Origin of the sequence: Pseudomonas poae (assembly GCA_028869255.1) — a bacterium.
Classification (GTDB): Bacteria; Pseudomonadota; Gammaproteobacteria; order Pseudomonadales; family Pseudomonadaceae; genus Aquipseudomonas; species Aquipseudomonas poae_C.
Genome location: CP110972.1, coordinates 3,365,147 through 3,389,251 on the forward strand (window position 1 = coordinate 3,365,147; position 24,105 = coordinate 3,389,251).

Consider the following 24,105-nt stretch of genomic DNA (forward strand, 5'->3'; position numbering starts at 1 on the left):
TCCCAATCATTGTTTTTTTAGGGACTGATCGATGATGGACGCCAGCTATTGTTCCCGTCTAATCTAACTTGGCATTCGATTGATACCTGGATTAGATCAATGTTTGAGCTGACTCAACTGCGTTGCTTCACCACTGTGGCCACCGAGCTGAATTTTCGACGCGCCGCCGAGCGGCTGAACATGACCCAGCCGCCGCTGAGCCGGCAGATCCAATTGCTGGAACACCACTTGGGTGTGGAGCTGTTCGCACGCACCACCCGCAGCGTTGCCCTCACCGCTGCCGGTCGGGCATTTTTCATCGAGGCGCAGAACCTGCTGGAGCGCGCCCAGCAGGCGGCCGTGACGGCGCGGCGCTTTGCCGAAGGCGATATCGGCACGGTCAATATCAGCTTCGTCGGCAGCGCGGTGTATGAGTTTCTGCCCAGGGTCATCGCCGAGGCCCGACTCAAGCAGCCTCACGTAAAAATCGACCTGTCGGAGATGAACACCTACCAGCAACACGAAGCCTTGCGCGCCCGCCGCATCGACCTGGGTATCGTCCGCGCCCCTTTGTTGGAGCCGGGTTACGCCACCGAATGCCTGGTGCGCGAGCCTTTTGTGCTGGCGGTGCCGAGCAGTCACCGGCTGGCCACCGTCGAGACCGTCAGCGTGCAGGACCTGGACGCCCAACCGTTCCTGATGTACGCCCATTCGGCCTACCCGCCGTTCAACGAACTCCTCACCGGCCTGCTGCGTTCGGCCCGTGTCACGCCGGAGTTTGTGCAGTGGCTGGGGTCGTCCCTGACCATCCTGGCCCTGGTCAACGCGGGCATGGGCCTGGCCCTGGTGCCGCGCTGCGCCAGCAGTGTGGTGTTCAAGAACGTGGTGTTCCGCGACATCGACCTCGGCGAAGGCGCACAGAGCGAGTTGCACCTGATCTGGCGCGAGAACAACGACAACCCGGCGTTCGCCATGTTACTGGAGGGGATTCGCCATGCGGTACGCGAGGGGTGGGCCTGAAGCCCCCCAACGTGGCGAGCGGGCTTGCCCGCGTTGGGCTGCAAAGCAGCCCCAGTAGAACCACCGAGGTTTTTCTGAAAGTACTCAGCGCCAGGTTTTAGGGCTGCTGCGCAACCCAACGCGGGCAAGCCCGCTCGCCACAACAGCGCATTTTCCTTGAGAACAACGACAACGCGGCGTTTGCCATGTTGCTGGAGGGGTGGGCCTGAAGCCTCCAACGTGGCGAGCGGGCTTGCCCGCGTTGGGCGGCGAAGCAGCCCCAGTAAAGCCTCTGAGGTTTTTCTGAAAGAACTCAGCGCCAGGTTTTGGGGCTGCTGCGCAACCCAACGCGGGCAAGCCCGCTCGCCACAACAGCGCATTTGCCGTGAGAACAACGACAACCCGGCGTTTGCCAGGTTGCTGGAGGGGTGGGCCTGAAGCCTCCAACGTGGCGAGCGGGCTTGCCCGCGTTGGGCTGCAAAGCAGCCCCAGTAAAACCACCGAGGTTTTTCTGAAAGTACTCAGCGCCAGGTTTTAGGGCTGCTGCGCAACCCAACGCGGGCAAGCCCGCTCGCCACAACAGCCCATTTTCCTTGAGAACAACGACAACGCGGCGTTTGCCATGTTGCTGGAGGGGATGGGCCTGATGCCTCCCAATGTGGCGAGCGGGCTTGCCCGCGTTGGGCTGCAAAGCAGCCCCAGTAAAGCCTCTGAGGTTTTTCTGAAAGAACTCAGCGCCAGGTTTTGGGGCTGCTGCGCAACCCAACGCGGGCAAGCCCGCTCGCCACAACAGCGCATTTGCCGTGAGAACAACGACAACCCGGCGTTTGCCAGGTTGCTGGAGGGGATGGGCCTGATGCCTCCCAATGTGGCGAGCGGGCTTGCCCGCGTTGGGCTGCAAAGCAGCCCCAGTAAAGCCTCTGAGGTTTTTCTGAAAGAACTCAGCGCCAGGTTTTGGGGCTGCTGCGCAACCCAACGCGGGCAAGCCCGCTCGCCACAAGCCCCGGCCTGAGTTAACGCGGTTACAAAATCGTGGGCCCCTCCCACATTTTTTGACCGGCTTCGCTGGGTGCAATCCTCTTGAATACTTGCCTGATCCTGCGAACTTGACGACATGCGGATAGATACCCCTTGCGCAGTGGTCTAGAGTTCGACAATAAGCGGCCATCGCAACCTCACTATTAAAAAGGCCGCACCTACCGTTGATCAGCAGGTGAGCCTCGCCATGGAATTACGTATTAACCAAAAGGCCTATCAGGTCGATGCCGACGCGGACACGCCACTATTGTGGGTGATCCGCGATGACCTGGGCCTGACCGGCACCAAGTACGGTTGCGGCCTGGCCCAATGCGGCGCCTGTTCGGTGCTGGTGGATGGCAATGTGGTGCGCTCGTGCGTGACGCCGGTAGCCGGCGTGGTCGGGCGTGAGATCACCACCATCGAGGCCATTGAGGCCGATGAGGTGGGCAAACGCGTGGTCAGCGCCTGGGTCGAGCACCAAGTTGCGCAGTGCGGCTATTGCCAGTCCGGGCAGGTGATGGCGGCCACCGCGCTGCTCAAGCACACCCCCGCACCCACCGATGCACAGATCGACGCGGCGATGGTCAACCTGTGCCGCTGCGGCACCTATAACGCCATCCATGCCGCCATGCATGACCTGGCCGCCGGGAAGGAGACCGTCTGATGAATACGCCTGTCGAAATCCCCGGCGTAGTCTTGGGCGATCCGGTCAACCTGTCGCGCCGACGCTTCCTGGCCAGTACCGCCGTGGGCGCGCTGGTCATCGGTTTCGGCCTGCCGCTGGGTTCGGCCAGGGTGCAGGCGGCGGCCGGCACCGCCGCTGAACGCGGCACCCAGGTGCCGGCGTTCCTGGAGATCCGCCCGGACGGCACAATCCGCTTGCTCAGCCCCTTTATGGAAGGCGGCCAAGGCACCCACACCGCCATGGCGCAGATAGTCGGCGAAGAGCTGGATGCCGACCCGGCCACCTTCATCGTCGAAGCCGCACCGCCTGGCGACGCTTACGTGGTGATGGACAACGGCATGCGCATCACCGGCGGCAGCATGTCGGTGCGCATGAGCTACCCGACCATGCGCCGCCTCGGCGCCCTGGCCCGCGCCATGCTGCTGCAGGCCGGTGCCGAACAGCTCGGTGTGCCGCTGGGTGAGCTGACCACCCAACCTGGCCGAGTGGTGCACGCCGCGTCCGGCCGTTCCCTGGGCTACGGTGAGTTGGCCGGTCGCGCCCTCGACATGCCGGTGCCCGACCCTGCCACCATTACCCTGCGTGATCCCAGCCAGTTCCGCTGGATCGGCAAGCCGGTAAAACGCGTGGATGCCCACGACAAATCCACCGGCAAGGCGCTCTACAGCATCGACCTGAAAGTCGACGACATGCTCCACGCCGCCGTGCAGCACGCGCCGCGTCTGGGCCTGACCGTGGGCAGCCTGCGCAACCAGCCGCAGGTCGAGGCCATGAAGGGCGTGCATTCGGTGCACGTGCTGCCCGGCGCGGTGGCGGTGGTGGCCGAACGCTGGTGGCATGCCAAGCGTGCGGTAGAGGCCATCCAGGTCGACTGGCAGGAACCGACCGCCGATTCCAAAGTGCGTGCGATGCCTGCGGACTTCTCCAGCGACAAGTACCGTGACTTTCTCGCGGCCCAGCAAGGCCCGGCCCGTGACGACGAAAACGAAGGCGATGTGGCCGCCGCGCTGAAAAATGCCAAGACCCAGGTCGAAGCCACCTACCACAACCAGTACGTCAACCATGCGCAGCTGGAGCCGCCGTCGGCCCTGGCACGCTTCAACCCGGACGGCTCGCTGGACATCTGGCTGCCCAACCAGGCACCCGACATGTTCCGTGCCGACATCGCCAAACGCACCGACCTGGCGCCGGAGCAAATCACCCTGCACTCGCCGTTGCTGGGCGGTTTTTTCGGCCGGCATTTTCTCTACGACTCGGCCAGCCCCTACCCGCAGGCCATCGCGCTGGCCAAGGCGGTGGGTCGTCCGGTCAAGCTGATCTGGAGCCGTGAAGAAGAGTTCCTGCGGGATGTGCTGCGCCCGGTGGCGGTGGTCAAGTTCCGCGCCGCGCTGGACGCCGACGGCCTGCCGGTGGCGATCGAAGCGGTGAGCGCCACCGAAGGCCCCACCGAAGCCATCGCCGGCAAACAGGGCGAGAAACTCGACCCCACGGCTCTCGAAGGGCTGTCGGGCAAAAGCTACGCGATCCCCAACAAACGTATCGCGCAGATCTACGTCAAAGGCCAGGCGATGCTCGGCTACTGGCGCTCGGTGGGCAATTCGCTCAACGATTTTTTCTACGAAGCGTTCCTTGATGAGCTGGCGGACAAAGGCGGTCGCGACCCGTATGAGCTGCGTTTGCACTTGCTGCGCGACAACCCGCGCCTGACCACCTTGCTCAAGGCGGTCGGCGAGTTGTCCGGTGGCTGGAAGCGTGGCCCCTACACCGCCGAAGACGGCAGCCGCCGCGCACGCGGGTGGCCATGGCCTCGCCGTTCGGCTCCCACGCGGCGGTGATCGCCGAAGTGTCGATTGAACAGGGCCAGGTCAAGGTGCATCAGATCTGGGAAGCCATCGACCCCGGCAGCATCGTCAACCCGGCGATTGTTGAAGCGCAGGTCAATGGCGCCGTAGCGCTGGGGTTATCGCAAACGTTGCTGGAAGAAGCGGTGTACGTGGACGGCAAGCCACGGGCGCGCAACTACGACCTTTACCCGATCCTGCCGCCCTCGCGGATGGCCAAGGTGCACGTAAAGATTGTCGAGAGTGGCGAAAAGATGGGTGGTATCGGTGAGCCTCCGCTCCCGGCAGTGGCGCCGGCTGTGGCCAATGCGGTGGCGCAGTTGACCGGCCAGCGGATTCGCAGCCTGCCATTAAGCCGACACACCTTCAGCTAACCGAGCGAGACTGCCCATGAACAACCGTCGATTCGCAAGAACCGCAGGCTGGCTGGTGCTGCCCTGCCTGGTCGCAGCCGCTGTGCTGGCCTGGTATGTCACGCGCCAGCCCGCGTCCCCTTTTGAACAGGCGCAGGCCACCAGTGCCGATGCCGCGCTGATCAGCCGTGGCGAGTACGTCGCCCGTCTCAGCGACTGCGTGGCCTGCCACAGCCTGGCGGGCAAGACGCCCTTCGCCGGTGGCCTGGAAATGGCCACGCCGCTGGGCGCGATTCACGCCACCAATATCACCCCCGACCGGGACACCGGCATCGGCACCTACAGCCTGGCTGACTTCGACCGGGCGGTACGCCACGGCGTGGCACCGGGTGGCCGACGACTGTACCCGGCCATGCCCTACCCGTCTTACGTGAAGTTGAGCGACGACGACATCCGGGCGATGTACGCGTTTTTCATGCAGGGCGTGCAACCGGCCAAGCAACCGAACATCCCCAGCGATATTCCCTGGCCGCTCAACCTGCGCTGGCCCATCGCATTGTGGAACGGCCTGTTCGCCCCCACGGCCACCTACGCGGCCAAGCCCGAGCAGGACGCGCTGTGGAATCGCGGCGCGTACATCGTCCAGGGCCCCGGCCACTGCGGCAGCTGCCACACGCCGCGCAGCCTGGCCTTCAACGAGAAAGCCCTGGACGAATCCGGCGCGCCGTTTCTCGCTGGCGCCCTGCTCGACGGCTGGTACGCACCCAGCCTGCGCCAGGACCCCAACACCGGCCTGGGCCGCTGGAGCGAGCCAGAGATCGTGCAGTTCCTTAAAACCGGGCGTAACAAACATGCGGTGGTGTACGGTTCGATGACCGAAGCCTTCAACAACTCCACCCAGTTCATGGCCGACGACGACCTGGCCGCCATCGCCCGTTATCTCAAGTCCTTGCCCGGCGACCCACAGCGCGACGGCACGCCCTGGCAGTATGTGACCGCCGATACGCGCCAGGACGTCCCCGGCGCCCACACCTACGCGACCCGCTGCGCCTCGTGCCACGGCCTCGACGGCAAGGGCCAGCCCGAGTGGATGCCTCCGCTGGCCGGCGCCACCTCGGCACTGGCCAAGGAAAGCGCCTCGGCCATCAACATCACCCTCAACGGCTCGCAACGCATCGTCGCCGCCGGCGTACCCGACGCCTATCGCATGCCGGCCTTTCGCGAGCAATTGTCCGATATGGAAATTGCCCAGGTGCTGACCTACATGCGCAGCACCTGGGGCAACCACGGTGAAGCGGTCGAGGCGAAGGCAGTGGGCAAGCTGCGCGGGCATACGGACCCGGCCAGCAGCAGCCCGATTATTTTGCATATGCGCTGATAGCCGATATTCCTGCCCTTTCTCCCGGCGTGGTCAGTGAAGTAACTGAGCATGCCGGGAAGGAAATGGGCCACGAGTACAAAACTGTCTCGACCTGCCCCCCTGCTCATTGATCCTTGCGTAGCAGCATGCGTATCCCGAGTTCGCCTCGTCTGACAATCAAAAAAGAATTCCACTACCTGACCTGTTAGCCATTACGCGCGGAAATCTGTTGGCAGCCTCAGCAAAATTGAGACCTGACTGACCGAGCAGAACAGGGCACATTCGCATCACGGCTACCCATGGCCGGCTGTCTTCCTGACTGACGGTTTTTCCAGCCGCTTTTTAATGCATATAAAATATGCATAATGAGAAAATTCAGGATTCAATATGATGAGGCAAAAAACATTGCCAACCAGCAGAAGCACAAGGGCATAAGCCTGGCCGACGCGGAAGCAGTGTTCAACGACGCCGCCCGCGAGCGTGCGGAAAGTGCCGGCACGGGCTACCAAACCGTGATCAATAACCTGCTGCGCCAGGCGCTGGTTTCGCAAGAAGCACATAACCTGGCGCCTGCCCCCAAGAAGCGCACTAAAACCCTGCAAGTGATCAACAATGGCATCAGCCTCTCTGACGTAGAAGCACTGGAACAACAACTCATCGCGGTCGCTGGCGAATTGAATCGAGTGTTGGGCACGTCCAAAACCAAAGCCACCTTATAAAAAGCCACCCTGTAAATAGCCTTCTATGACCGTTGTCCGTTCTTGTTGGAGGTGATGGCCGGATAATCCCCTCAAAAACACGCCGCGAGCAAACGGCTGGCCGAACTCGAACGGATCACTCACTGCACCTTGTTCACCCGCGTGGCCCGGGGGCTGCAACTGACCCCGGCGGGACGTGGCCTGGCGTAACATGCGCGGCTGTTTGCCAAGACCTCGACGGTGATCCAGTTCCTGGCGCAGGATCTGGCGACCTTTCTGGCGGCCAACCCCCACGTGCGCATCGAGCTGGAGGACGCCTTAAGCGACCGCACCATTCACGCCTTGGAAAACGGCCAGGCCGAGATCGGTATCTTTGCCGACAATGTGCCCGCCCCCGGCCTGCACATCCGGCCCTACCGACGCGACCGCCAGGTGGTGCGGGTGCCGCAAACCCATGCACTGGCGCAGCACGCAAGCGTAAACCTGGCCGACACCCTGGATTTCGACTACGTGGCGCTGGACCAGGGCTGCTCGCCGCTGCGGCGTATCAATGACGCCGCAAGCAGCGGCAAACGCTTAAGGTTGGTATTTGCCGGATGATCGAGGCGGGCCTAGGGATCGGCATCCTGGCGCTCGGCACGTTTGTCGCCGGAAGCCGCCAACCTGTACAGCCATTTGAGCAGCCTGGAAGCGTGAGGGCCTACGCGACCTTGATCACCACCTTGCCAAACGGGCCCCTGGCCAGGTGCTCGTAGGCTTCTCGCGCCTGATCAAACGTGTACACCTGATCAATCACCGGGCGAATCCGATGTTCGTTCAAGAATGCATTCATGCGGTCGAACGAGCTGCGCGGCGCCACGGCGATCCCGCGAATCGTGGTTTGCCGGAAGATCATCGGCATCAGGTTCAACGCGCTGGTCTGGCCGGTCAGGAAGCCGATCTGGGCAATGCGCCCACCGACCCGGGTGGCGGCGATGGACTGGTTGATCCCGTCACCGCCGGCCACGTCGAGCAGCAAGTCCACGCCCTGCCCGTCGGTGAGCTTGAGCACTTCGGCAGCCCACTCGGGGTGGGTGCGGTAGTTCACGCCCGCTACGGCCCCCAGTTGCTTCAAGGCCTCCAGGTTTGCGTCGCGACTGGACGTGACGATGACCTTGGCGCCCAGTGCCGTGGCGATCTGTGCGGCGAACACCGAAACCCCGCCAGAGCCTTGCACCAACACCGTCTGGCCGGCCTGGACCTGGCCGAAGTCGACCAGGGCGTACCAGGCGGTCAGCGCGGCGATCGGCAGCGTCGACGCCTCTTCATCCGACATGTCGTGCGGGGCGCGCACGGCGCTGTCTTGATGAATAATCATGTACTGCGCCAGCCCGCCCGGCAGTGGCGAGCCAAAGCAGTAGTGCGGTTCGTCCGGGCCGGGCATGCCGTCCAGCCAGCGCGAATACAGATGGGAGTTGACCCGGTCCCCAAGCGCAAAGCGCGTGACGCCGGCGCCGATAGCCACCACGGTGCCTGCCGCATCGCTCACCGGGATCAGCGGCTTGGGCACGCTTTGCGGCTCGTAGATCCCGTCCACAATCGCCTTGTCGCGAAAGTTGAGCGAGACCGCGCCTACCTTGACCAGCAACTCACCCGCTTTGGGCACGGGGGTTTCAACCTCGGCCTGCACCAGATTGTCCAAGCCGAAATCCTGCAAAAGCCACGCTTTCATCGTCTGTCTCCAGGGGGCCGGCAGCCTCAGTGCTGCCGGCGAGGGCCACAGTGTCGAGCGAATGCCGGGTGGGATAAATGCGTGCAACAGGTCATGATTGTTATCCTTCAGGGCAACAATCCCACGCACGGAGAAGCAGATGGAGCTTTTACAGTCGATGCAGGTGTTCGCCAAATTGGCCGAGCTGGGCAGCTTTACCAAAGTCGCCGACGCACTCCAGAGCGGCCGCCCGCACGTCACGCGCACCATCCAGGACCTGGAGGCGTCACTCGGCGTGCGCTTGTTCCAGCGCACCACACGCAAGGTGCAACTGACGGCCGAGGGCGAGCGCTTTTACGAGCGGGTCAAGGAGATCCTGGCGACCATTGCCGACGCCACTGCGATGTTTGATCGCAGCGGTTCGACCTTGCGCGGCAGGCTGCGCGTGGATATCCCCACGGCCTTTGCCCAGCGCAGCTTCATGGAAAGCCTGCGCACGTTTACCGTGGCGTATCCCGATATCGATTTGGTATTGGGCGTGACGGATCGCACGGTCGACCTGGTCGCCGAGGGCATTGATTGCGCATTGCGCATCGGTGAATTGCCCGACTCGAGCATGGTTGCGCGTGAGATAGGCAACGCCACCATGGTGACCTGCGCCTCTGCCGACTACTTGCAGGCCTGGGGCGTGCCCGACACCGTGCACAGCCTGGCCCGGCATCGCGGGGTCAACTTCCTGTCGGGGCACAATAAGCGGCCACTGCCCTGGCATTTCTCGGTAGACGGCGAGGATTTGCCCTACGTGCCAAGCGTCGGCATTTCGGTGAACGAGTCCAATGCCTATGTGCAATGCGCGGTGGCCGGGTTTGGCCTGATTCAGGCGCCCGGCATTACGGTTGAGACATTTCTGGCGAACGGCGAACTGGTGGAGGTCTTAAGCGCCTTTCGACCGCGCCCGCGCCCGGTCTCGGTGCTGTACCCCAGCCGAACCCACCTTGCGCCGCAAGTGGGCGCGTTTGTGGAGTGGCTGAAAGTGCATTTCCCGGCGCTGCACCCCACTTGGTTCAGCGCACGCTAGGCACGCAGGTTTTGCGGCGCCCTACTTCGGCGCGGGCTCAACCGCCTTGAAACTCAAGCCCGAGCTGCCCGTGATCTGCCATGGGTTGACGGCGCCCTGCCCGCTGAACACCACGCGCTCAAAGCGCGAGTCTTTCAAGCCGTCAATCCGCGCCCCGGCGGCGCCGCGAAAACGCACATCCTCGAACACCAGGCCCGTATGGTAGGCGTTGTGCTCGCTGTCACCCTTGACCTCGAGTGCGCGGCCCTGGGCATTTTCGACGCTGACATTGCTGACGTGGATGTCCTTGAACTGCCCAGCAACGGTGGAGCGCCGGTAGTCGAGCTTGGCGTTCGGGTCGTTGTAGTCCAGGGTAAAGATGAACGCCTGCTTGACCGTGTTGCGCAGCGCCGAATCGCGGAAAATCACATGGCGCGCCCCGCCGCCCATAAAGTTGGTGCTCTTCATGCGCAGCCCGGCGTCGGTGCCGTCGGAGACGTTGTCTTCGGCCAGGATGTTCTGAATCCACGCGCCAGTGTGGCTGCCGGCAACCACCATGCCGTGGCCCTTGCGAAAGTAATTATTGAAGATCCACGCGTCTTGCTGCGGCGGTTGGTGCACGGCATCCGCACCGGTGCCGGCAGCGAAATTGACACAATCATCGCCGGTGTCGAAGAAGTTATTGAAGACCATTGCGCCTTTGCTGTTGGCGAACTCAATGCCGTCACCGTTGTTGGCGTCGTATGTGATGTGGCGGGTGTTGGCCAGCACCACGTTCTCGGTTTCCAGGTTCATGATCCCGTGGAACGCCGGGTTCACCACGGTAAAACCACCGTAGAACACGTTTTTGACGTTGCGCAGGGTAATCAGCGAGGAGCGCATCTGCCCATAGGCGTCCTTGACGTTCATGCCGCGGGCCACCGCTTGCTCCACCTGTGCCTTGGCCAGGATGCCGTCTTGCAGATACCGCGTATTGTCACTGGGCAGGTAAAACGGCAATGCCTGGCCCCGCTCATCGATCACATCGGGGTTGCGCTTCCAGCCGTTGCCATCGAGGGTGCCTTTGCCGACGATGCGGATATTCTCGAACGCCTGATGCTGACGCGGGTCACGCGGCAACGCGTTGATCAGCGAGGCCGGGCGTACGGTGCTGGAATACGGGTACTGGACATAGCCCGCCAGCGGGTAATCTTCGGCGCGCTCGGAACCGAGCAGGGTCGCGCCCTCGGCGATCTCCAGGGTCATATTGCTCTTGAGGTAGAGCGCCCCGCTTTTGTAGGTGCCCTTGGGCAGCAACACGGTGCAGCCCGCCGTGCAGGCATCGATGGCGCTCTGGATCGCCTGGGTATCGAGGTGCGTGCCATCGCCCTTGGCGCCGTAGGTTCTTACGTCGAAAATCACCGGGGCTTTGCGGGTGCGCTGCAGCACGGGCGGGCTGTCGGCGGACTCTTTGCCATTGCCATCCACCGAGCGCACGGTGAAGCGGTAGGCGGTGTCCGGTTTCAGACCTTGTGCGGTGTAGCTGTGAAGGCCGATGCGATGGTGAAAGTTCGCGGTGTCTTGCTGGTAGAAATGGTCGATGTAGGGTTTGGCCGGAGATACCTGATCATGGTTGGCATTGCTGGCGCCCAACAGCGTGCCGTTGGCATACACCCGATAATCCTTGATATCAGCGTGCTCGGCGGGCTTTTCCCAGACCAGAATGATTTCCCGATCATCAAACGCCAGCGTCGGTACTTGCACCTTTGAAGGCGCTTGCAGGGCCCAGGACAGCGGGCTGCAGCCGAGTGCCAGAAGCACCAGTGCGCCACGCATCGCAGTGTTTCGAGGGGGTTGATACGGCATGTTGTTCTCCTTGTTTTTGCCGGTTTTACAGTGAGGCGGCGTTACGCCGACGCCACGCTTTCTTCCAGGTACTGGCTGCGATTGACGAAGGTCTCTCGCGGCATCTCTCGCACATCCATGGACAGGTTCTCCACCTGCGGCAGTAACGCCACCAGCGCCGCCATGGTGGTTGAGGCCAGGCTGCGGCGTTGCTCCACGCTGCGCCCGGCGAACAGGAACAGCGCAACGTGCACGAACTCATCCTGGGTCGTGCCGCAACGGTAATGGGTAAAAGCGTTCAGGCGTACCTTGATATCCCCCGCCTTGAACAAGCCAAGCCCGTCGAGGGCGTCATGCACGGCAGCCAGCAGGGTCTGTTCGCCGACGCGCTGGGCCAGGGTTACGGGGCAATCGATAATGCAGTGAGGCATGCTCAACTCCTTGCGATTACATAAAACAGCGGCGCCACCGGGGCGCCGCAGACTGACGCCTTATTGCGCGCCGAGGGACTTGATCAGCACGGCCAACTGCTCCACTTCATCGGGCAGCAGGTCGGTCAGCGGCGCTCGCACCGGCCCGGCATCATGGCCCACCAGGCGCGCACCGGCCTTGACGATGCTCACGCCATAGCCTTCGCAACGGTTACGAATCGCCAGGTACGGCAGGAAGAAATCATCGATCAGGCGGCCCACTGTGGCGTGATCGTCGGCAGCCACGGCGCGGTAGAAATCCATCGCGGTTTTCGGGATGAAATTGAACACCGCCGAGGAATACACCGGCACGCCAAGCGCCTTATAGGCGGCGGCATACACCTCTGCAGTCGGCAGGCCGCCGAGGTAGGTCAGGCGCTCGCCCAGGCGGCGGCGGATGCTGACCATGGATTCAACCTCACCAATGCCGTCCTTGAAGCCGATCAGGTTCGGGCAGCGCTCGGCCAGTTGTTCCAGGCTGTCGGCGTTGAGACGGCACAGGTTGCGGTTGTACACCACCACACCGAAGTCCACCGAGTTGCACACCTGCTCGACATGCGCCACCAGGCCCTTCTGACTGGCTTCGGTGAGGTAATGCGGCATCAGCAAAATACCGGCGGCACCCAGGCGCTCAGCCTCTTGGGCATAGGCGATGGCCTGGCGTGTAGGGCCACCGGCACCGGCGAGGATCGGCACCTGGCCTTTGCAGGTGTCAACGGCAGTCTTGATGATCTGCGTGTATTCCTTGGGCTCCAGGGAAAAGAATTCCCCGGTGCCGCCTGCGGCAAACAACGCACTGGCGCCATAGGGCGCCAGCCACTCCAGGCGACGTGCGTAGGTGTCGGCACGGAAGTCGCCGGCGGCGTCAAAGTCGGTGACCGGAAACGAGAGCAAGCCGGAAGACAGGACTGTTTTTAATTCTTGTGGCGTCATGGTTCGCAAACCTCAAATCGAAAATGAATGGAATACCTTAAGAGGTACGTCATCGTACAACTATAGATTGATCAGTGCCAACCTCTAAACGCCATTTCATTGAGGAATGCCGCTTACCTCAATGAAATATGGCGACTAAACACTTTACGGATAAATAAATAATACCTAAGTCATACGATGACTTGGCTTTTAGCCTACGTGACGTCGTTCCGACTCCTGACTGAAATCACGACTGGCCTGCACCAGCATGCGCGTGTAATCGTGCACCGCCAGGTCTTGGCTCAGGGCCTGGCAGTCAAGCAACTCGACGATTTTACCGTGTTGCATCACCGCCACCCGGTCACACAGGTGGGTCACCACACCCAGGTCATGGGTGACCAGCAGGTACGTGAGTTTCTCGCGCTGACGCAGGTCGGCCAGCAGGTTGAGGATCTCCGCCTGCACCGATACATCCAGGGCCGAGGTCGGCTCATCCAGCAGCAGCACGCGTGGCTCAAGGATCAACGCCCGCGCAATTGCCACGCGCTGGCGCTGGCCACCGGACAGCTGGTGCGGGTAGCGGAAACGAAAGCTGTCGTTGAGGCCGACTTTGAGCAGGATCTCGTTGATCCGGTCGTCCTTGTCCCCTACCCCGTGAATAATCAGCGGCTCACGCAAGGCGGTGTCGATGGTGTGCCTGGGGTGCAGTGAGCCGTAGGGGTCCTGGAACACCATCTGCACCTTGCGAAAGTGTTCCTTGGTGATTTTGTGCTGCAGCGGTGCACCGGCAATGCTCAGCTCGCCGTGCCAGTGCCGGTATTGCCCGGCCAGGCAGCGCAGCACGGTGGTCTTGCCCGAACCGGACTCCCCCACCAGGCCGAACGATTCGCCGTCGGCGACACTCAAGCTGACGTCGTGCAGCACCTGGTTGATGGCAAGGCCTGTGCCGAAGCTCAGGTTCAAGGCGTGCGCTTGGATCATGGGCATGGTCGCCTCCTTATTGGGTGAGCCAGAGTGGGTCGCGCTTGAGTACCGGCAGGTGCACGCGACGGTTATCCATGCTCGGCAACGCGGCCAGCAGGCCACGGGTGTAGGGGTGCTCGGCGTATTGCAGGTCGCAGGCAGCCAGGGACTCAACGACACGCCCGGCGTACATCACCAGCACACGGTCGCAGTAATTGCGCACCAGGTTGAGGTCGTGGCTGACAAAAATCAGCCCCATCTGCTGCTGCTCCACCAACTCCTCCAGCACGCTGAGCACTTGCTGGCGCACCGACACATCCAGTGCCGAGGTGGGCTCATCGGCAATGATCACCTCGGGTCGGGTGATGACCATCATCGCAATCATGATGCGCTGCCCCATGCCGCCGGACACTTCGTGCGGGTACAGGTTGTAGACCCGCTTGGGGTCGCGGATGTGCACCTGTTCAAGCATCTGCAGCACCCGCTCACGCGCATCACTGCGGCTGGCCTTGTGGTGGGCCAGGTAGGCTTCGGCAATCTGGTCGCCGACCTTGACCACCGGGTTCAATGAATACTTGGGGTCCTGCATGATCATCGAGATGCGCTGGCCACGGATTTTCTGCATGGCTTTTTCGCTCGCCGACAGCAGGTCGACGTCACCAAAGGCGAGGGTCTTGGCGGTGATTTTTGCACTCGGCGGATGCAGCTTGAGCAGGCTGCGCCCGACCGTGGACTTGCCCGAGCCGGACTCGCCGACGATGGCGAGTTTTTCCCGGCCCAGGGTGAAGGACACATCGCGCACGGCGTGGGTCTCTTTCTGGGCATTGACGAAGCGCACGTTGAGCCCTTCGACGTTCAATTTGATCGCGGACATAAGGTGTTCCTCCGGTTACTCGCTGCGCGGGTCAAGGATGTCGCGCAGGCCATCGCCCAACAGGTTGAAGGCCAGGCTGACCAACATGATCGCCGCGCCCGGTACAGCCACCAGCCACCAGCATTCGAGCATGTAGCGCCGGCCGGTGGAGATCATCGCGCCCCACTCCGGCAGCGGCGCCTGGGCACCCAGGCCGAGAAAGCCCAGGGCGGCGGCGGTGAGGATGATCCCGGCCATGTTCATGGTCAGGCGAATGATCACCGACGACAGGCACATCGGCACGATGTGGCGCAGGATAATCCGCGCCGGCGACGCCCCTTGCAGCTCTACCGCGACCACAAAATCGGCGTTGCGCAAAGACAAGGTTTCCGCCCGCGCCAGCCGCGCAATCGGCGGCCAGGAGGTCAAGGCAATCGCCACCACTGCGTGTTCGAGGCCAGGGCCCAGGGCGGCGATGAATGCCAGCGCCAGCACCAGGCTGGGGAAGGAAATGAAGATATCGGTCAGGCGCATGAACACCGTGTCGACGGCGCCGCCGAAATAGCCCGACACCGTCCCGATAAACAGCCCGATAGGGCCGACGATCACCGTCACCAGGGCAATGATGTACAGCGTGATCCGCGAACCGTAGACCAGCCGACTGAAAATATCGCGGCCATATTCATCGGTACCGAACCAGTGCGCCGCACCGGGCGCCTGCAACGCATTGGCGAGGTTTTGCGCGACCGGATCATGCGTGGCGATCCAGGGTGCAAAGGCAGCTACCACCACCAGCAACAGCGCAACCAGCAGGCCCGCGAGGGTCATGGGGTTACGCAACAGGTGCCGCAGAATCCGCAGGCCGCTTTTGCACAAGGCATCGAAGCTGGAGCCGGGGGAACGATCCAGCGGCCGCTTTGCCGCTGTTTCGATGGAAGACAGATTGGCATTCATAAGCATCTTCTCTGGGTAATGTGAGGACGGCCCGCTCAACGCTGCTTGTAGACACCCAGGTAGCGGGTGGCCTCGGCGTCGTCACCGGTGAAACCCTTGACGTCGGCAGCGCTGACCACGGTGTCGGTCATCTGCGAAATCATCAGGATCGGCCCCACTTGCTGGTCGTAGAGGTTTTGCGCCTGGTGATACAAGTTGACGCGCTGCGCCGCATCCCGCGAAACGCCGGCCTGGTCGATCAGGCTGTTGAGTTGCGGGTTGAAGAACGAGGCGCGCCAGCCCTGGAAATTCGGCAAGCCGGCGTCGTCACTGTTGTTGGGGTTATAGGCAAACGTGCGCAAGCTGAAATACGGATGCGGGTAGCGCTCGGCGCCCCGGGCCACGATGATCTCGAAATTGCGCGCACGCATCGCCCCGTACACCTGGTTACCGGTGCCGGTAACGATATTCGCCTTGATTCCGCCCTCGGCCAGCGTGGCCTGCAGGCGTGCGGCGATATCAATGAACGGCGGTTCCGACAGCGTACGGATAGTGGTGTTGAACCCTTCGGGGTACCCCGCTTCTGCGAGCAGTTTTTTCGCCCGGGGCACATCCATGTGATAACCCGGATCCGGCAAACGCGCCTCCAGGCCCAGTTGCATCGGCTGCTGGTTGAGCTTGCCGTAGTACGGCATGACCTGGGTGTCCAGGCCCTGGTAGTCGATCAGGTTGCGCACCGCCTCACGCACTTTTGGCTTGGCAAATTCCGCCTGCTTCATGCTCATGGCTACGTAGTACATGGTGCCCCGTGGCAACGACTGCACCTTGATTTTGTCCGAGCCGTCGATGGCGCGAATGTCCGGTGCGGCCATGCCGTAGGCCAGGTCCAGATCACCGCGCTCAAGCATCAGGCGCAGGGACTGGGATTCGGTCATGTGCCGCACCACCACGCGCTTGAGTTTGGCCGCGCCACCCCAGTAGCCGTCGAAACGGGTCAGCAGCAACGAGTCGTTGGCACTCCACTTGGTCAGCACGAAGGGCCCGCTGCCCGCCTCGTTGGTGACCAACCAGCCGGCACCCAGGTCGCCATTTTTTTCATGCGCCAGGGCAGTCTTGCGGTCCACTACCACGGCGCTCGGCGAGATTGCCAGGGAGTCGACCAACAGCAAAGGGTCCATGGTTTGCGGCAGGTCGACCACCAGGGTATGCGCATCCGTGGCGCGGATCAGCGCCTGGATATTCTCGACGCTGTAGCCATAAGCCTTCCAGGTGGTGGCCAGGCCGAAATTGAGTTTCATCACCCGGTACAGCGACCAGGCAACGTCCTCGGCCGTCAGCGGGTTGCCCGAATGAAACTTCACATCCTGGCGCAGATGAAATGTCACCTGTTTGCCGTCCTCGCTGATGTCCCAGCGCTCGGCCAACTGCGGCAGATGTTTTTCGGGGTTGCCCTGATCGCGCTTGACCAGGGTGTCATAGAGGTTGGCGTTGACGCCCGACGCATCCAGGCCAGGCGCATTGGCCGGGTCGATGGAAAACAGGTTGACCATGCTCATGCCGACAATCAGTTGATCGGCCGGGGTCTTGGCGTGCGCCATGGGGCCCAGGGCCAGGGCAGCCGCCAGCAGGCTGAAGCGCAGTGTCGAAAATGCAGTTGTCATTCAAAAATCCTTCTTCTTATAGTTTTATCGGTACTGCGTGGCGCATTAACGAGTACGTGGGTCGAACACCTTGTACAGCGCGTCGCTGATCAGGTTGAGAGCGACAAAAATCAGCCCGATCACCAGCACGCAGCCCATCACGGCGTTCATGTCACCGAGCATCAAGCTGCTGGTCAGGTACTGGCCGAACCCCGGCCAGGCGAACACCGTTTCGATCAGCACCGCGCCCTCCAGCAACGAGCCGTAGGCCAGCGCGACCACCGTCAGCAGCTGCACGAGGATGTTGCGAAAGGCATGCCCCCACACCACCTGGCGGCGGGACAAGCCCTTGACCCGAGCGGTGATGATGTATTCCTGGGACAGCTGCTCCAGCATGAAACTGCGGGTCATCCGGCTGATGTACGCCACCGAGTTCAGGCCAAGAATCAGCGCCGGCAACACGATGTGGCGCAAGGCACTGGCGAAGGCTTCCCAGTCACGCGCCAGGCTGGCATCGATCAGCAGCAGGCCGGTGACCTCGGGCACCATGCCGTCATAGGCCAGGTCGATGCGCCCTGCTCCACCGGCCCAGCCGAGCCAGGCGTAAAACACCAGCAGGCCCATCATGCCCAGCCAGAAAATCGGTGTGGAGTAACCGAACAAGGTGATCACGCGGGCCACGTGATCGCCCAGGCGCCCCTGGTTACTGGCGGCGCACACGCCCAGCGGCAAGCCGATCAGTACACCGAACAGAATCGCCAGGGTGGCCAGCTCGATGGTCGCCGGAAACACCCGCAGGATGTCGTCCAGCACCGGGTGGCCGGTCAGCAAGGCATTGCCGAAATCACCGTGAAGCAGGTCATTGAGGTAGAGGCCGAATTGGGTCCAGATCGGCTGGTCCAGCCCCATCGACCGGTACACCTGGTCATAAGTGGAGCTGTCCGCGTCCGGCCCGACCACCGCCAGCACCGGGTCCAGCGGCATCACCCGACCGATCACAAAGGTCAGGGCCAGCAGGCCGAGCAACGTCACCAGCACCGTGCCGGCGCGTCGTAGCGTATTGGAAGCGCGAGCGCCCATGGCAGAGGCAGTCATAACAAACATAGTGAGCTCCTGATAAATCGGTCAGCGCTTCTTGTAGACGTCTTTGTAGCGCGTGGTCGCGGCCGTATGGCCCTGGAAGTCGGCCACATCGCTGTACACCACCACGGTGTCGGTCATTTGCGAGACCGGCAGAATCGCGCCGACCTGCTGATCGACCTGCGCCTGGATTTCACGGTACTGCGCCAGTTGCCTGGCGGCGTCCGGCTCGACTTCCGCCTGCTCGATCAACTGGTTCAGTTCGGGGCTGTAAAACGAGGTGCGCCAGCCCTGAAAGTTGGTCAGCTTGGCTTCATCGCGGTTGTCCGGGTTGTACACCAGCGTGCGCAGGCTTGAATGCGGATGACGCTCCGCCCCGCCGCCGCCACGCCCGACGATAATGTCGAAGCTGCGCTCACGCATCGCACCGTAGATCTGGTTGCCGGTGCCGGTCACGATGCTGGCCTGGATACCGGCTTGGGCCAGGGTCGACTGCAGGTTGGAGGCGATGTTGATAAACGGCGGCTCGGCCAGCACACGGATGGTGGTCTTGAACCCGTTCGGGTAACCAGCTTCGGCCAGCCAGGCCTTGGCTTGCTCGACATTGAGGGTATAGCCGGGGTCCGGCAGGCGTGCGGGCAGGCCCAACGGCAGCGGCCGTTGATTGATCACGCCGTAATGCGGCATGACCGTCTGGTTGATACCCTGGTAGTCGATCAGCGCACGCACCGCCTTGCGCACACGGGCGTCGGCAAACATCGGTTGCTTCACGCTCAGTGCCACGTAATACAAGGTGCCGCGCTGCAAGGTCTGGGTGCGTACCTTGTCGCTTTTCTGCAAGGCTTCGATATCCGGCGCGGACATGCCTTTGGCGATGTCCAGGTCACCGCGCTCGACCATCAAACGCAGCGATTGCGACTCGGTCATGTTGCGCATGACGATACGCTTGAGCTTGGCCGGACCACCCCAGTAGCCGTCGAAGCGGCTCATCAGGATCACGTCGTTGGCCCGCCAGTCATTGAGTACGAACGCGCCACTGCCGGCCGCGTGGGTCACCAGCCAGGCGGCGCCCATGTCGTTATTCTTCTGGTGTTCGAGGACTTTTTTGCGGTCGAGAATAAACGCACTCGGCGAGGTCGCCAGGGTGTTGAGCACCAGTAAAGGGTCGGTCGGGCGCGGCAGTTCCAGTACGAAGGTCGCGGCATCCGTGGCGCGCATATAGCGCTCGACGTTCTCGGCCGTGAAGCCATAGGCTTTCCAGGTCGAGGCCAGTGCAAGGTTGAGCTTGAGCACCCGCTGCAGCGACCACGCGACGTCTTCGGCCGTCAGGTCATTGCCCGACTGAAACTTCACCCCGTCGCGCAGGTTGAAGGTCAGGGTCTTGCGGTCCTCACTGACCTGCCAGCGCTCGGCCAGCGCCGGCACCAGGCGATCAGGCTGGGCCACGTCCTGCACCAGCAACATGTCATAGAGGTTGGCATTGATCTCCGACACGTCCAGCCCGGTGGCAGCGGCCGGGTCCAGGGACAACAGGTTGATCATGCTCATGCCGACGATCAGTTGATCGGCCGGCGTTTTGGCAAAGCTTGCAGGTACTGCGGTAAACGCCAGGGCGGCGACGAATACCCGCGCCCACAGCGAAGGGAATTTAGTCATAGCGAGAGTGCCTTTTTTATATTTATAGGGCGCTCGGGCTGCCCGACTGATGCCGGGCGGCCCGCATACACGTCAGAAGCTTTTAAGCGTGTTGGTCTCGATGTAGTTGAAATCGATGTCTTCACCCAGGCCCGGCAAGTCGGACAAGTGCACAAAACCGTCGCTGTCCATCGGGTCGACCAGACGCTTGAGATAGGCCGGCACTTCGTCGTAATCCAGGTAAGGGTGCAGCAGGCCGCGCTCATACCAGGTGCAATTTTTGATCGCACCGACCACCGCCAGGTTGGCCGCGCCGTTGCCGTGGATTTCGCAATCCATGCCGAAGGATTCGGCCAGGTGCGCAACCTTCAGGCACGGCGCAATGCCACCGACGCCCGCGACACCGGCGCGCAAAATATCGCATACATCGTGCTTGACCCAACTGGCACGGCTCAAGTGCTTGCCCGACAGGGTTTCCGGCCCCAGCACCGGGATATCCAACTGCCCCGCCAGCCAGGCATAGGACTCGGCGGACTCTTCCATCATCGGCTCTTCGAACCAGGCAAAGTCGAGTTTCTCCAACTCGCGGCCGATGTACAGCGCTTCGGTGCGGCTGTACCAGTGGTAACCGTCGAGCATCAGCGCGATATCCGGCCCGACCGCTTCACGCACCGCAGCGCAGGCTTTGACATCAATACGCGGGCTTGGCGCAAAAGACACCGGCGGCATCCAGGTGTGCAGCTTGATGGCCTTGTAGCCGCGCTGCACCAGGGTTTCGGCAAACCGGCCGTAGTCTTCCGGCGTCGCCAGGCCGCCGGGCAATTCGTCGCCACACATGGTGGAGCCATAGGCCGGCACCTTGTCGCGGAAACCACCGATCAGCTTGTGCACCGGCACCCCCAGTTTGCGCCCCGCCCAGTCCCATAGCGCTTGCTCAACCAGAGCCAGGGCGCGGTCAGTCAACTGGCTGGCGCTGCCGCGCTGCCAATGCGCGAGGTCTTGCCAGATTTTTTTCGCGATCAAACGCGTTCTGGCCGACCAGCACTTTGCGCACGAAACCATCCAGCACATACGGGCGGATCAATTCGGGGGCGCCGAAGGCATAGCCCTCCTGCCCGTCTTCGGTCTGGATGCGCAGCAAAGCCATCTGCGCCTGGGTGACATCACCGGGGTGGGCATGGCCGGCGCTGTCCACGGCGCGGCGGGTTGGGTAAGAAAATACCTGGACGTTGACTGCTGTAATTCTCATGGACGTCTTTAGCCTTGTTATTGGATTTTTGACGGGGAATGTCGCCTGTTGAGACCGAGCATAAGTCATCGTACAACACTTGAAAAGACCCAATAGCCAGACCCGATCTTGTAGGACTTTTCGCTAAACAGCCCCAAAACCCCCGAATTTAAAGACAACCAAGGAATAACATGGATTGCTGTAAAACCCTATTCACAGGCTGTATTCGTTTCAAAATGTTTCTAAACTACCGATAAACCATAGACGAGTCATCTTGTCGTACGATAACGTATATCGGCACCTTAAATGAGAGCCACACGCAACAACCTACTGCCGTAGTACCCGTCAAACGACCCTAACAAAAACAAAAAAAGAAGACCGTATGAACACCACCCTACGCACGCTCGTTACTGTCGCGACCCTCAGCCTGCCGCTCTGTGCCAGCGCTGATTCTGCCAGCATCAACTACCGCCACCAGTTCACCGAGGACGACAGCGCCCACGCCGATCGCATCAAGCTCGGCTATCGGCTGGACAGTGGTCTGGGCTTTGAAGCGGAAATGAAATACCGCACGGCGGGGGACCGCAAAGACGTCGCCTACGACAACATGGTCAACAACGGGCACGAGTTCACCGTGAGCTACAACTACAAGCTCAGCCCGCAATCGACGCTGACCCCGGCGTTCCAGATGGACAGTTCTAAAGACTCGACCACCTACAAGTTCGGCCTCAAGTACAACTACAAGATCGATGACGCCTTCTACGTCGCCACGCGCTATCGCCTGGACGCCAAGAAACTGGACCGCGACCAGGTCAACAAAGACATGCCCGACCACATCAAGGACGACCAGACCACCCACCGTTTCGAGGGCTGGCTCGGCTACACGCCGGCCAGCAAGTGGGCGTACGAATACCAGTTCATCTATTTCAAGACCGATTACATCCGCTACGACAACAAGAAGAGCGATTACGAACAGAACCTGATCGTCAAATACAAACTCAACAAGCAGTGGGCACCGTTCATGGAAATTGGCGATGTGAAAGTCAACGCCACCTCCGAAGACCGCCAGGCACGCTGGCGCCTGGGCGTTCAATACAACTTCATGTAATGCCGCACGCGGCTTGCCCGGCGAGCGCGCATCGCTCGCCGGGCAAGCGCCCTGCCTTCACCTCGATGGAAGACCTGACCATGACTCAACCCAAACCCTTCACACGCATTCTGCTGACCGGCGCCGCCGGCGGCCTGGGGCAAATCCTGCGCGAAACCCTGCAGGCCCACGCCGCTATCGTCCGGGCTTCGGACATCAGCCCAATGGCGCCCAGTGGTGGCGCGCATGACGAAGTGATCCAGTGCAACCTGGCCGACAAGGCCGCCGTAGCGGCACTGGCTGAAGGCGTCGACGCGATTGTGCATTTGGGCGGGATTTCAGTGGAGCGGCCGTTCGAAGAGATTCTCGACGCGAATATCCGCGGCACTTTCCATATCTATGAGGCGGCGCGGCAACAGGGGATCAAGCGGATTGTGTTTGCCAGCTCCAACCACGTTACCGGGTTCTACCCGCAGGACGTTGAGCTGGATGCGCATTCCCAGCGCCGCCCGGACGGTTACTACGCGCTCTCCAAGGCGTACGGCGAAGACCTCGCGGCCTTCTACTTTCACCGCTATGGCATTCAAACCGTGAGCCTGCGCATCGGTTCGTCATTCCCCGAGCCGCGCAATCGGCGGATGCTCTCGACCTGGTTGAGCTACAGCGACCTGGACCATCTGGTGGCCCGCGCCTTGCTGGCCGAAGAGGTGGGACATAGCGTGGTGTACGGCGTCTCGAACAACCAGAACCTGTGGTGGAACAATCGGCATGCAGCCCACCTGGGCTTTGCGCCGCAGGACAGTTCCGAGGTGTTTCGCGCCAAGGTCGAGCAGTTACCTCAAGCGCCCACCGATGAGCCCGGCAGCCGGCTTCAAGGGGGGGGCGTTCACCGCGGCCGGGCCTTTCGAAGCCTCGGCGGCGGCGGCTTCATAGGCGCGACGCATACGCTCGCGGCTATTCGACAAATGCAGGCGCATCGCCGCTCGGGCGGCGTCCGCATCACGGCGCAAAATCGCCTTGTAGATGTCTTCGTGCTCGCGGCTCAAACGCTCGAGGTAAGGTTCCTGGTTATCGTTGGCCAAGCGTTTTGAATGCACGCGAGTGCGCGGCAGGATGTTGGCCCCCAGGTGCAGCATGATATCGGTGAAATAACGATTGCCGGTGGCCAGCGCGATCTGCTGGTGAAACTGGAAGTCAGCCGACACCGCATAGTCGGCACTGACCGCCCGTGAATTAAGCGCATCCAGCGAGTCACGCATCACCTGCAGCTGCTCAACGGTACGCCCCACGCACGCCAGGCCGGCGGCCTCGACTTCCAGGCTGATACGCAATTCGAGCACCGCCAGCACATCCTGCAGGGTGACGATGGTCTCGGGGTCGATCCGAAACCCGCTGGGGCTGGGGATGTCGCACACGAAGGTGCCCACGCCATGCCGGGTTTCCACCAGGCCCGCGGCTTGCAAACGGGAGATGGCTTCACGCACCACAGTACGGCTCACGCCATGCTCGGCCATCACTTCGGATTCGGTAGGCAGCTTGGTGGCACGCGCCAGTTCACCGGTACAAATGCGTCGGGAAAGTTCGGTGACCAGCTCTTCGGCCAGGCTGCGGTGCCGACGACGAACCGTGGGCTGGCCGTTAGGGTTGTCCATCAAGAGCAGGTATCTCGGTTTGCGAATGAACACACATCATAGCGCATTCAGTTGTACGACAACGTCGACACTTACATGATAAGCCTTCTCATGCAGCGGACATTCGATTCGCGGCCTCAGCGACACGGCCATCCGCCCAAGAAACA

19 protein-coding genes and 3 pseudogenes are annotated in these 24,105 nt (G+C 62.0%); 10 read left to right on the forward strand and 12 right to left on the reverse strand.

Annotation, left to right across the window (positions count from 1 at the left end):
* Positions 1 to 99: 99 nt before the first annotated feature.
* The 7 genes and pseudogenes from LRS56_15025 to LRS56_15055 all read left to right on the forward strand — a co-directional run bounded on the left by LRS56_15025 (position 100) and on the right by LRS56_15055 (position 7,535).
* Positions 100 to 999: a LysR family transcriptional regulator gene (locus LRS56_15025; protein ID WDU65640.1), complete on the forward strand. Its 900-nt coding sequence runs from the start codon at positions 100 to 102 to the stop codon at positions 997 to 999.
* 1,204 nt (positions 1,000 to 2,203) lie between these two features.
* Positions 2,204 to 2,662 (forward strand): (2Fe-2S)-binding protein, encoded by a 459-nt coding sequence (locus LRS56_15030; protein WDU65641.1) that lies wholly within the window; start codon positions 2,204 to 2,206, stop codon positions 2,660 to 2,662.
* Positions 2,662 to 4,898 (forward strand): annotated as a pseudogene (locus tag LRS56_15035) (molybdopterin-dependent oxidoreductase). The gene LRS56_15030 and the pseudogene LRS56_15035 overlap by 1 nt, the downstream one beginning before the upstream one ends.
* 16 nt (positions 4,899 to 4,914) lie before the next feature.
* Positions 4,915 to 6,255, forward strand: a complete 1,341-nt coding sequence (locus LRS56_15040; GenBank protein ID WDU65642.1) for a cytochrome c — start codon at positions 4,915 to 4,917, stop codon at positions 6,253 to 6,255.
* A gap of 347 nt (positions 6,256 to 6,602) precedes the next feature.
* Positions 6,603 to 6,956: a BrnT family toxin gene (locus tag LRS56_15045; protein WDU65643.1), complete on the forward strand. Its 354-nt coding sequence runs from the start codon at positions 6,603 to 6,605 to the stop codon at positions 6,954 to 6,956.
* A 114-nt stretch (positions 6,957 to 7,070) separates the two neighbouring features.
* Positions 7,071 to 7,145, forward strand: a complete 75-nt coding sequence (locus LRS56_15050) for a hypothetical protein (protein WDU65754.1) — start codon at positions 7,071 to 7,073, stop codon at positions 7,143 to 7,145.
* Between the two features lie 30 nt (positions 7,146 to 7,175).
* A complete protein-coding gene (locus tag LRS56_15055) occupies positions 7,176 to 7,535 on the forward strand; it encodes a LysR substrate-binding domain-containing protein (protein WDU65644.1) in 360 nt (119 codons plus the stop codon).
* Positions 7,536 to 7,635: 100 nt separating this feature from the next.
* Here the strand turns inward: LRS56_15055 and LRS56_15060 are convergent, their stop codons facing one another.
* Positions 7,636 to 8,646: an NAD(P)-dependent alcohol dehydrogenase gene (locus LRS56_15060; GenBank protein ID WDU65645.1), complete on the reverse strand. Its 1,011-nt coding sequence runs from the start codon at positions 8,644 to 8,646 to the stop codon at positions 7,636 to 7,638.
* Positions 8,647 to 8,803: 157 nt separating this feature from the next.
* On the opposite strand from LRS56_15060, the gene LRS56_15065 reads away from it, so the two are divergent.
* A complete protein-coding gene (locus LRS56_15065; GenBank protein ID WDU65755.1) occupies positions 8,804 to 9,703 on the forward strand; it encodes a LysR family transcriptional regulator in 900 nt (299 codons plus the stop codon).
* Between the two features lie 21 nt (positions 9,704 to 9,724).
* Here the strand turns inward: LRS56_15065 and LRS56_15070 are convergent, their stop codons facing one another.
* From LRS56_15070 to LRS56_15115, 10 genes and pseudogenes are all read right to left on the reverse strand, one after another.
* A complete protein-coding gene (locus LRS56_15070; protein ID WDU65646.1) occupies positions 9,725 to 11,527 on the reverse strand; it encodes a glycoside hydrolase family 28 protein in 1,803 nt (600 codons plus the stop codon).
* A gap of 41 nt (positions 11,528 to 11,568) precedes the next feature.
* Positions 11,569 to 11,937 (reverse strand): 5-carboxymethyl-2-hydroxymuconate Delta-isomerase, encoded by a 369-nt coding sequence (locus LRS56_15075; GenBank protein ID WDU65647.1) that lies wholly within the window; start codon positions 11,935 to 11,937, stop codon positions 11,569 to 11,571.
* Between the two features lie 60 nt (positions 11,938 to 11,997).
* Positions 11,998 to 12,909: a 5-dehydro-4-deoxyglucarate dehydratase gene (gene kdgD, locus LRS56_15080; GenBank protein WDU65648.1), complete on the reverse strand. Its 912-nt coding sequence runs from the start codon at positions 12,907 to 12,909 to the stop codon at positions 11,998 to 12,000.
* A 189-nt stretch (positions 12,910 to 13,098) separates the two neighbouring features.
* On the reverse strand, positions 13,099 to 13,875 hold the full coding sequence (locus tag LRS56_15085) for an ABC transporter ATP-binding protein (GenBank protein ID WDU65649.1): 777 nt from the start codon (positions 13,873 to 13,875) through the stop codon (positions 13,099 to 13,101).
* A gap of 10 nt (positions 13,876 to 13,885) precedes the next feature.
* Positions 13,886 to 14,725 carry an ABC transporter ATP-binding protein gene (locus LRS56_15090; protein WDU65650.1) on the reverse strand — a complete coding sequence of 280 codons (840 nt, stop codon included), beginning with the start codon at positions 14,723 to 14,725 and terminating at the stop codon, positions 13,886 to 13,888.
* Positions 14,726 to 14,740: 15 nt separating this feature from the next.
* On the reverse strand, positions 14,741 to 15,658 hold the full coding sequence (locus tag LRS56_15095; protein ID WDU65651.1) for an ABC transporter permease: 918 nt from the start codon (positions 15,656 to 15,658) through the stop codon (positions 14,741 to 14,743).
* A 35-nt stretch (positions 15,659 to 15,693) separates the two neighbouring features.
* Positions 15,694 to 17,298: an ABC transporter substrate-binding protein gene (locus LRS56_15100; GenBank protein WDU65652.1), complete on the reverse strand. Its 1,605-nt coding sequence runs from the start codon at positions 17,296 to 17,298 to the stop codon at positions 15,694 to 15,696.
* 45 nt (positions 17,299 to 17,343) lie between these two features.
* Positions 17,344 to 18,381, reverse strand: a complete 1,038-nt coding sequence (locus tag LRS56_15105; protein ID WDU65653.1) for an ABC transporter permease — start codon at positions 18,379 to 18,381, stop codon at positions 17,344 to 17,346.
* A 21-nt stretch (positions 18,382 to 18,402) separates the two neighbouring features.
* Complete coding sequence (locus tag LRS56_15110; protein ID WDU65654.1) at positions 18,403 to 20,013, reverse strand: ABC transporter substrate-binding protein; 1,611 nt, start codon at positions 20,011 to 20,013, stop codon at positions 18,403 to 18,405.
* Positions 20,014 to 20,085: 72 nt separating this feature from the next.
* Positions 20,086 to 21,241 (reverse strand): annotated as a pseudogene (locus tag LRS56_15115) (mandelate racemase family protein).
* Between the two features lie 361 nt (positions 21,242 to 21,602).
* Between LRS56_15115 and LRS56_15120 the strand changes: the two are divergent.
* Entirely contained in the window at positions 21,603 to 22,328 is a 726-nt protein-coding gene (locus LRS56_15120; protein WDU65655.1) for a porin, read from the forward strand.
* Between the two features lie 80 nt (positions 22,329 to 22,408).
* Positions 22,409 to 22,861: pseudogene (locus LRS56_15125) on the forward strand (NAD(P)-dependent oxidoreductase).
* A gap of 279 nt (positions 22,862 to 23,140) precedes the next feature.
* Here the strand turns inward: LRS56_15125 and LRS56_15130 are convergent.
* Positions 23,141 to 23,959 (reverse strand): FadR/GntR family transcriptional regulator, encoded by an 819-nt coding sequence (locus LRS56_15130; protein ID WDU65756.1) that lies wholly within the window; start codon positions 23,957 to 23,959, stop codon positions 23,141 to 23,143.
* Between the last annotated feature and the right edge of the window lie 146 nt (positions 23,960 to 24,105).

Bases quoted from the DNA above. Each gene is read 5' to 3' on its own strand.
- LRS56_15025 (WDU65640.1), top strand. From the start codon at position 100: ATGTTTGAGCTGACTCAACTGCGTTGCTTCACCACTGTGGCCACCGAG.
- LRS56_15030 (WDU65641.1), top strand. From the start codon at position 2,204: ATGGAATTACGTATTAACCAAAAGGCCTATCAGGTCGATGCCGACGCG.
- LRS56_15040 (WDU65642.1), top strand. From the start codon at position 4,915: ATGAACAACCGTCGATTCGCAAGAACCGCAGGCTGGCTGGTGCTGCCC.
- LRS56_15045 (WDU65643.1), top strand. From the start codon at position 6,603: ATGAGAAAATTCAGGATTCAATATGATGAGGCAAAAAACATTGCCAAC.
- LRS56_15060 (WDU65645.1), bottom strand. From the start codon at position 8,646: ATGAAAGCGTGGCTTTTGCAGGATTTCGGCTTGGACAATCTGGTGCAG.
- LRS56_15065 (WDU65755.1), top strand. From the start codon at position 8,804: ATGCAGGTGTTCGCCAAATTGGCCGAGCTGGGCAGCTTTACCAAAGTC.
- LRS56_15070 (WDU65646.1), bottom strand. From the start codon at position 11,527: ATGCCGTATCAACCCCCTCGAAACACTGCGATGCGTGGCGCACTGGTG.
- LRS56_15075 (WDU65647.1), bottom strand. From the start codon at position 11,937: ATGCCTCACTGCATTATCGATTGCCCCGTAACCCTGGCCCAGCGCGTC.
- kdgD (WDU65648.1), bottom strand. From the start codon at position 12,909: ATGACGCCACAAGAATTAAAAACAGTCCTGTCTTCCGGCTTGCTCTCG.
- LRS56_15085 (WDU65649.1), bottom strand. From the start codon at position 13,875: ATGCCCATGATCCAAGCGCACGCCTTGAACCTGAGCTTCGGCACAGGC.
- LRS56_15090 (WDU65650.1), bottom strand. From the start codon at position 14,725: ATGTCCGCGATCAAATTGAACGTCGAAGGGCTCAACGTGCGCTTCGTC.
- LRS56_15095 (WDU65651.1), bottom strand. From the start codon at position 15,658: ATGAATGCCAATCTGTCTTCCATCGAAACAGCGGCAAAGCGGCCGCTG.
- LRS56_15100 (WDU65652.1), bottom strand. From the start codon at position 17,298: ATGACAACTGCATTTTCGACACTGCGCTTCAGCCTGCTGGCGGCTGCC.
- LRS56_15105 (WDU65653.1), bottom strand. From the start codon at position 18,381: ATGTTTGTTATGACTGCCTCTGCCATGGGCGCTCGCGCTTCCAATACG.
- LRS56_15110 (WDU65654.1), bottom strand. From the start codon at position 20,013: ATGACTAAATTCCCTTCGCTGTGGGCGCGGGTATTCGTCGCCGCCCTG.
- LRS56_15120 (WDU65655.1), top strand. From the start codon at position 21,603: ATGAACACCACCCTACGCACGCTCGTTACTGTCGCGACCCTCAGCCTG.
- LRS56_15130 (WDU65756.1), bottom strand. From the start codon at position 23,959: ATGGACAACCCTAACGGCCAGCCCACGGTTCGTCGTCGGCACCGCAGC.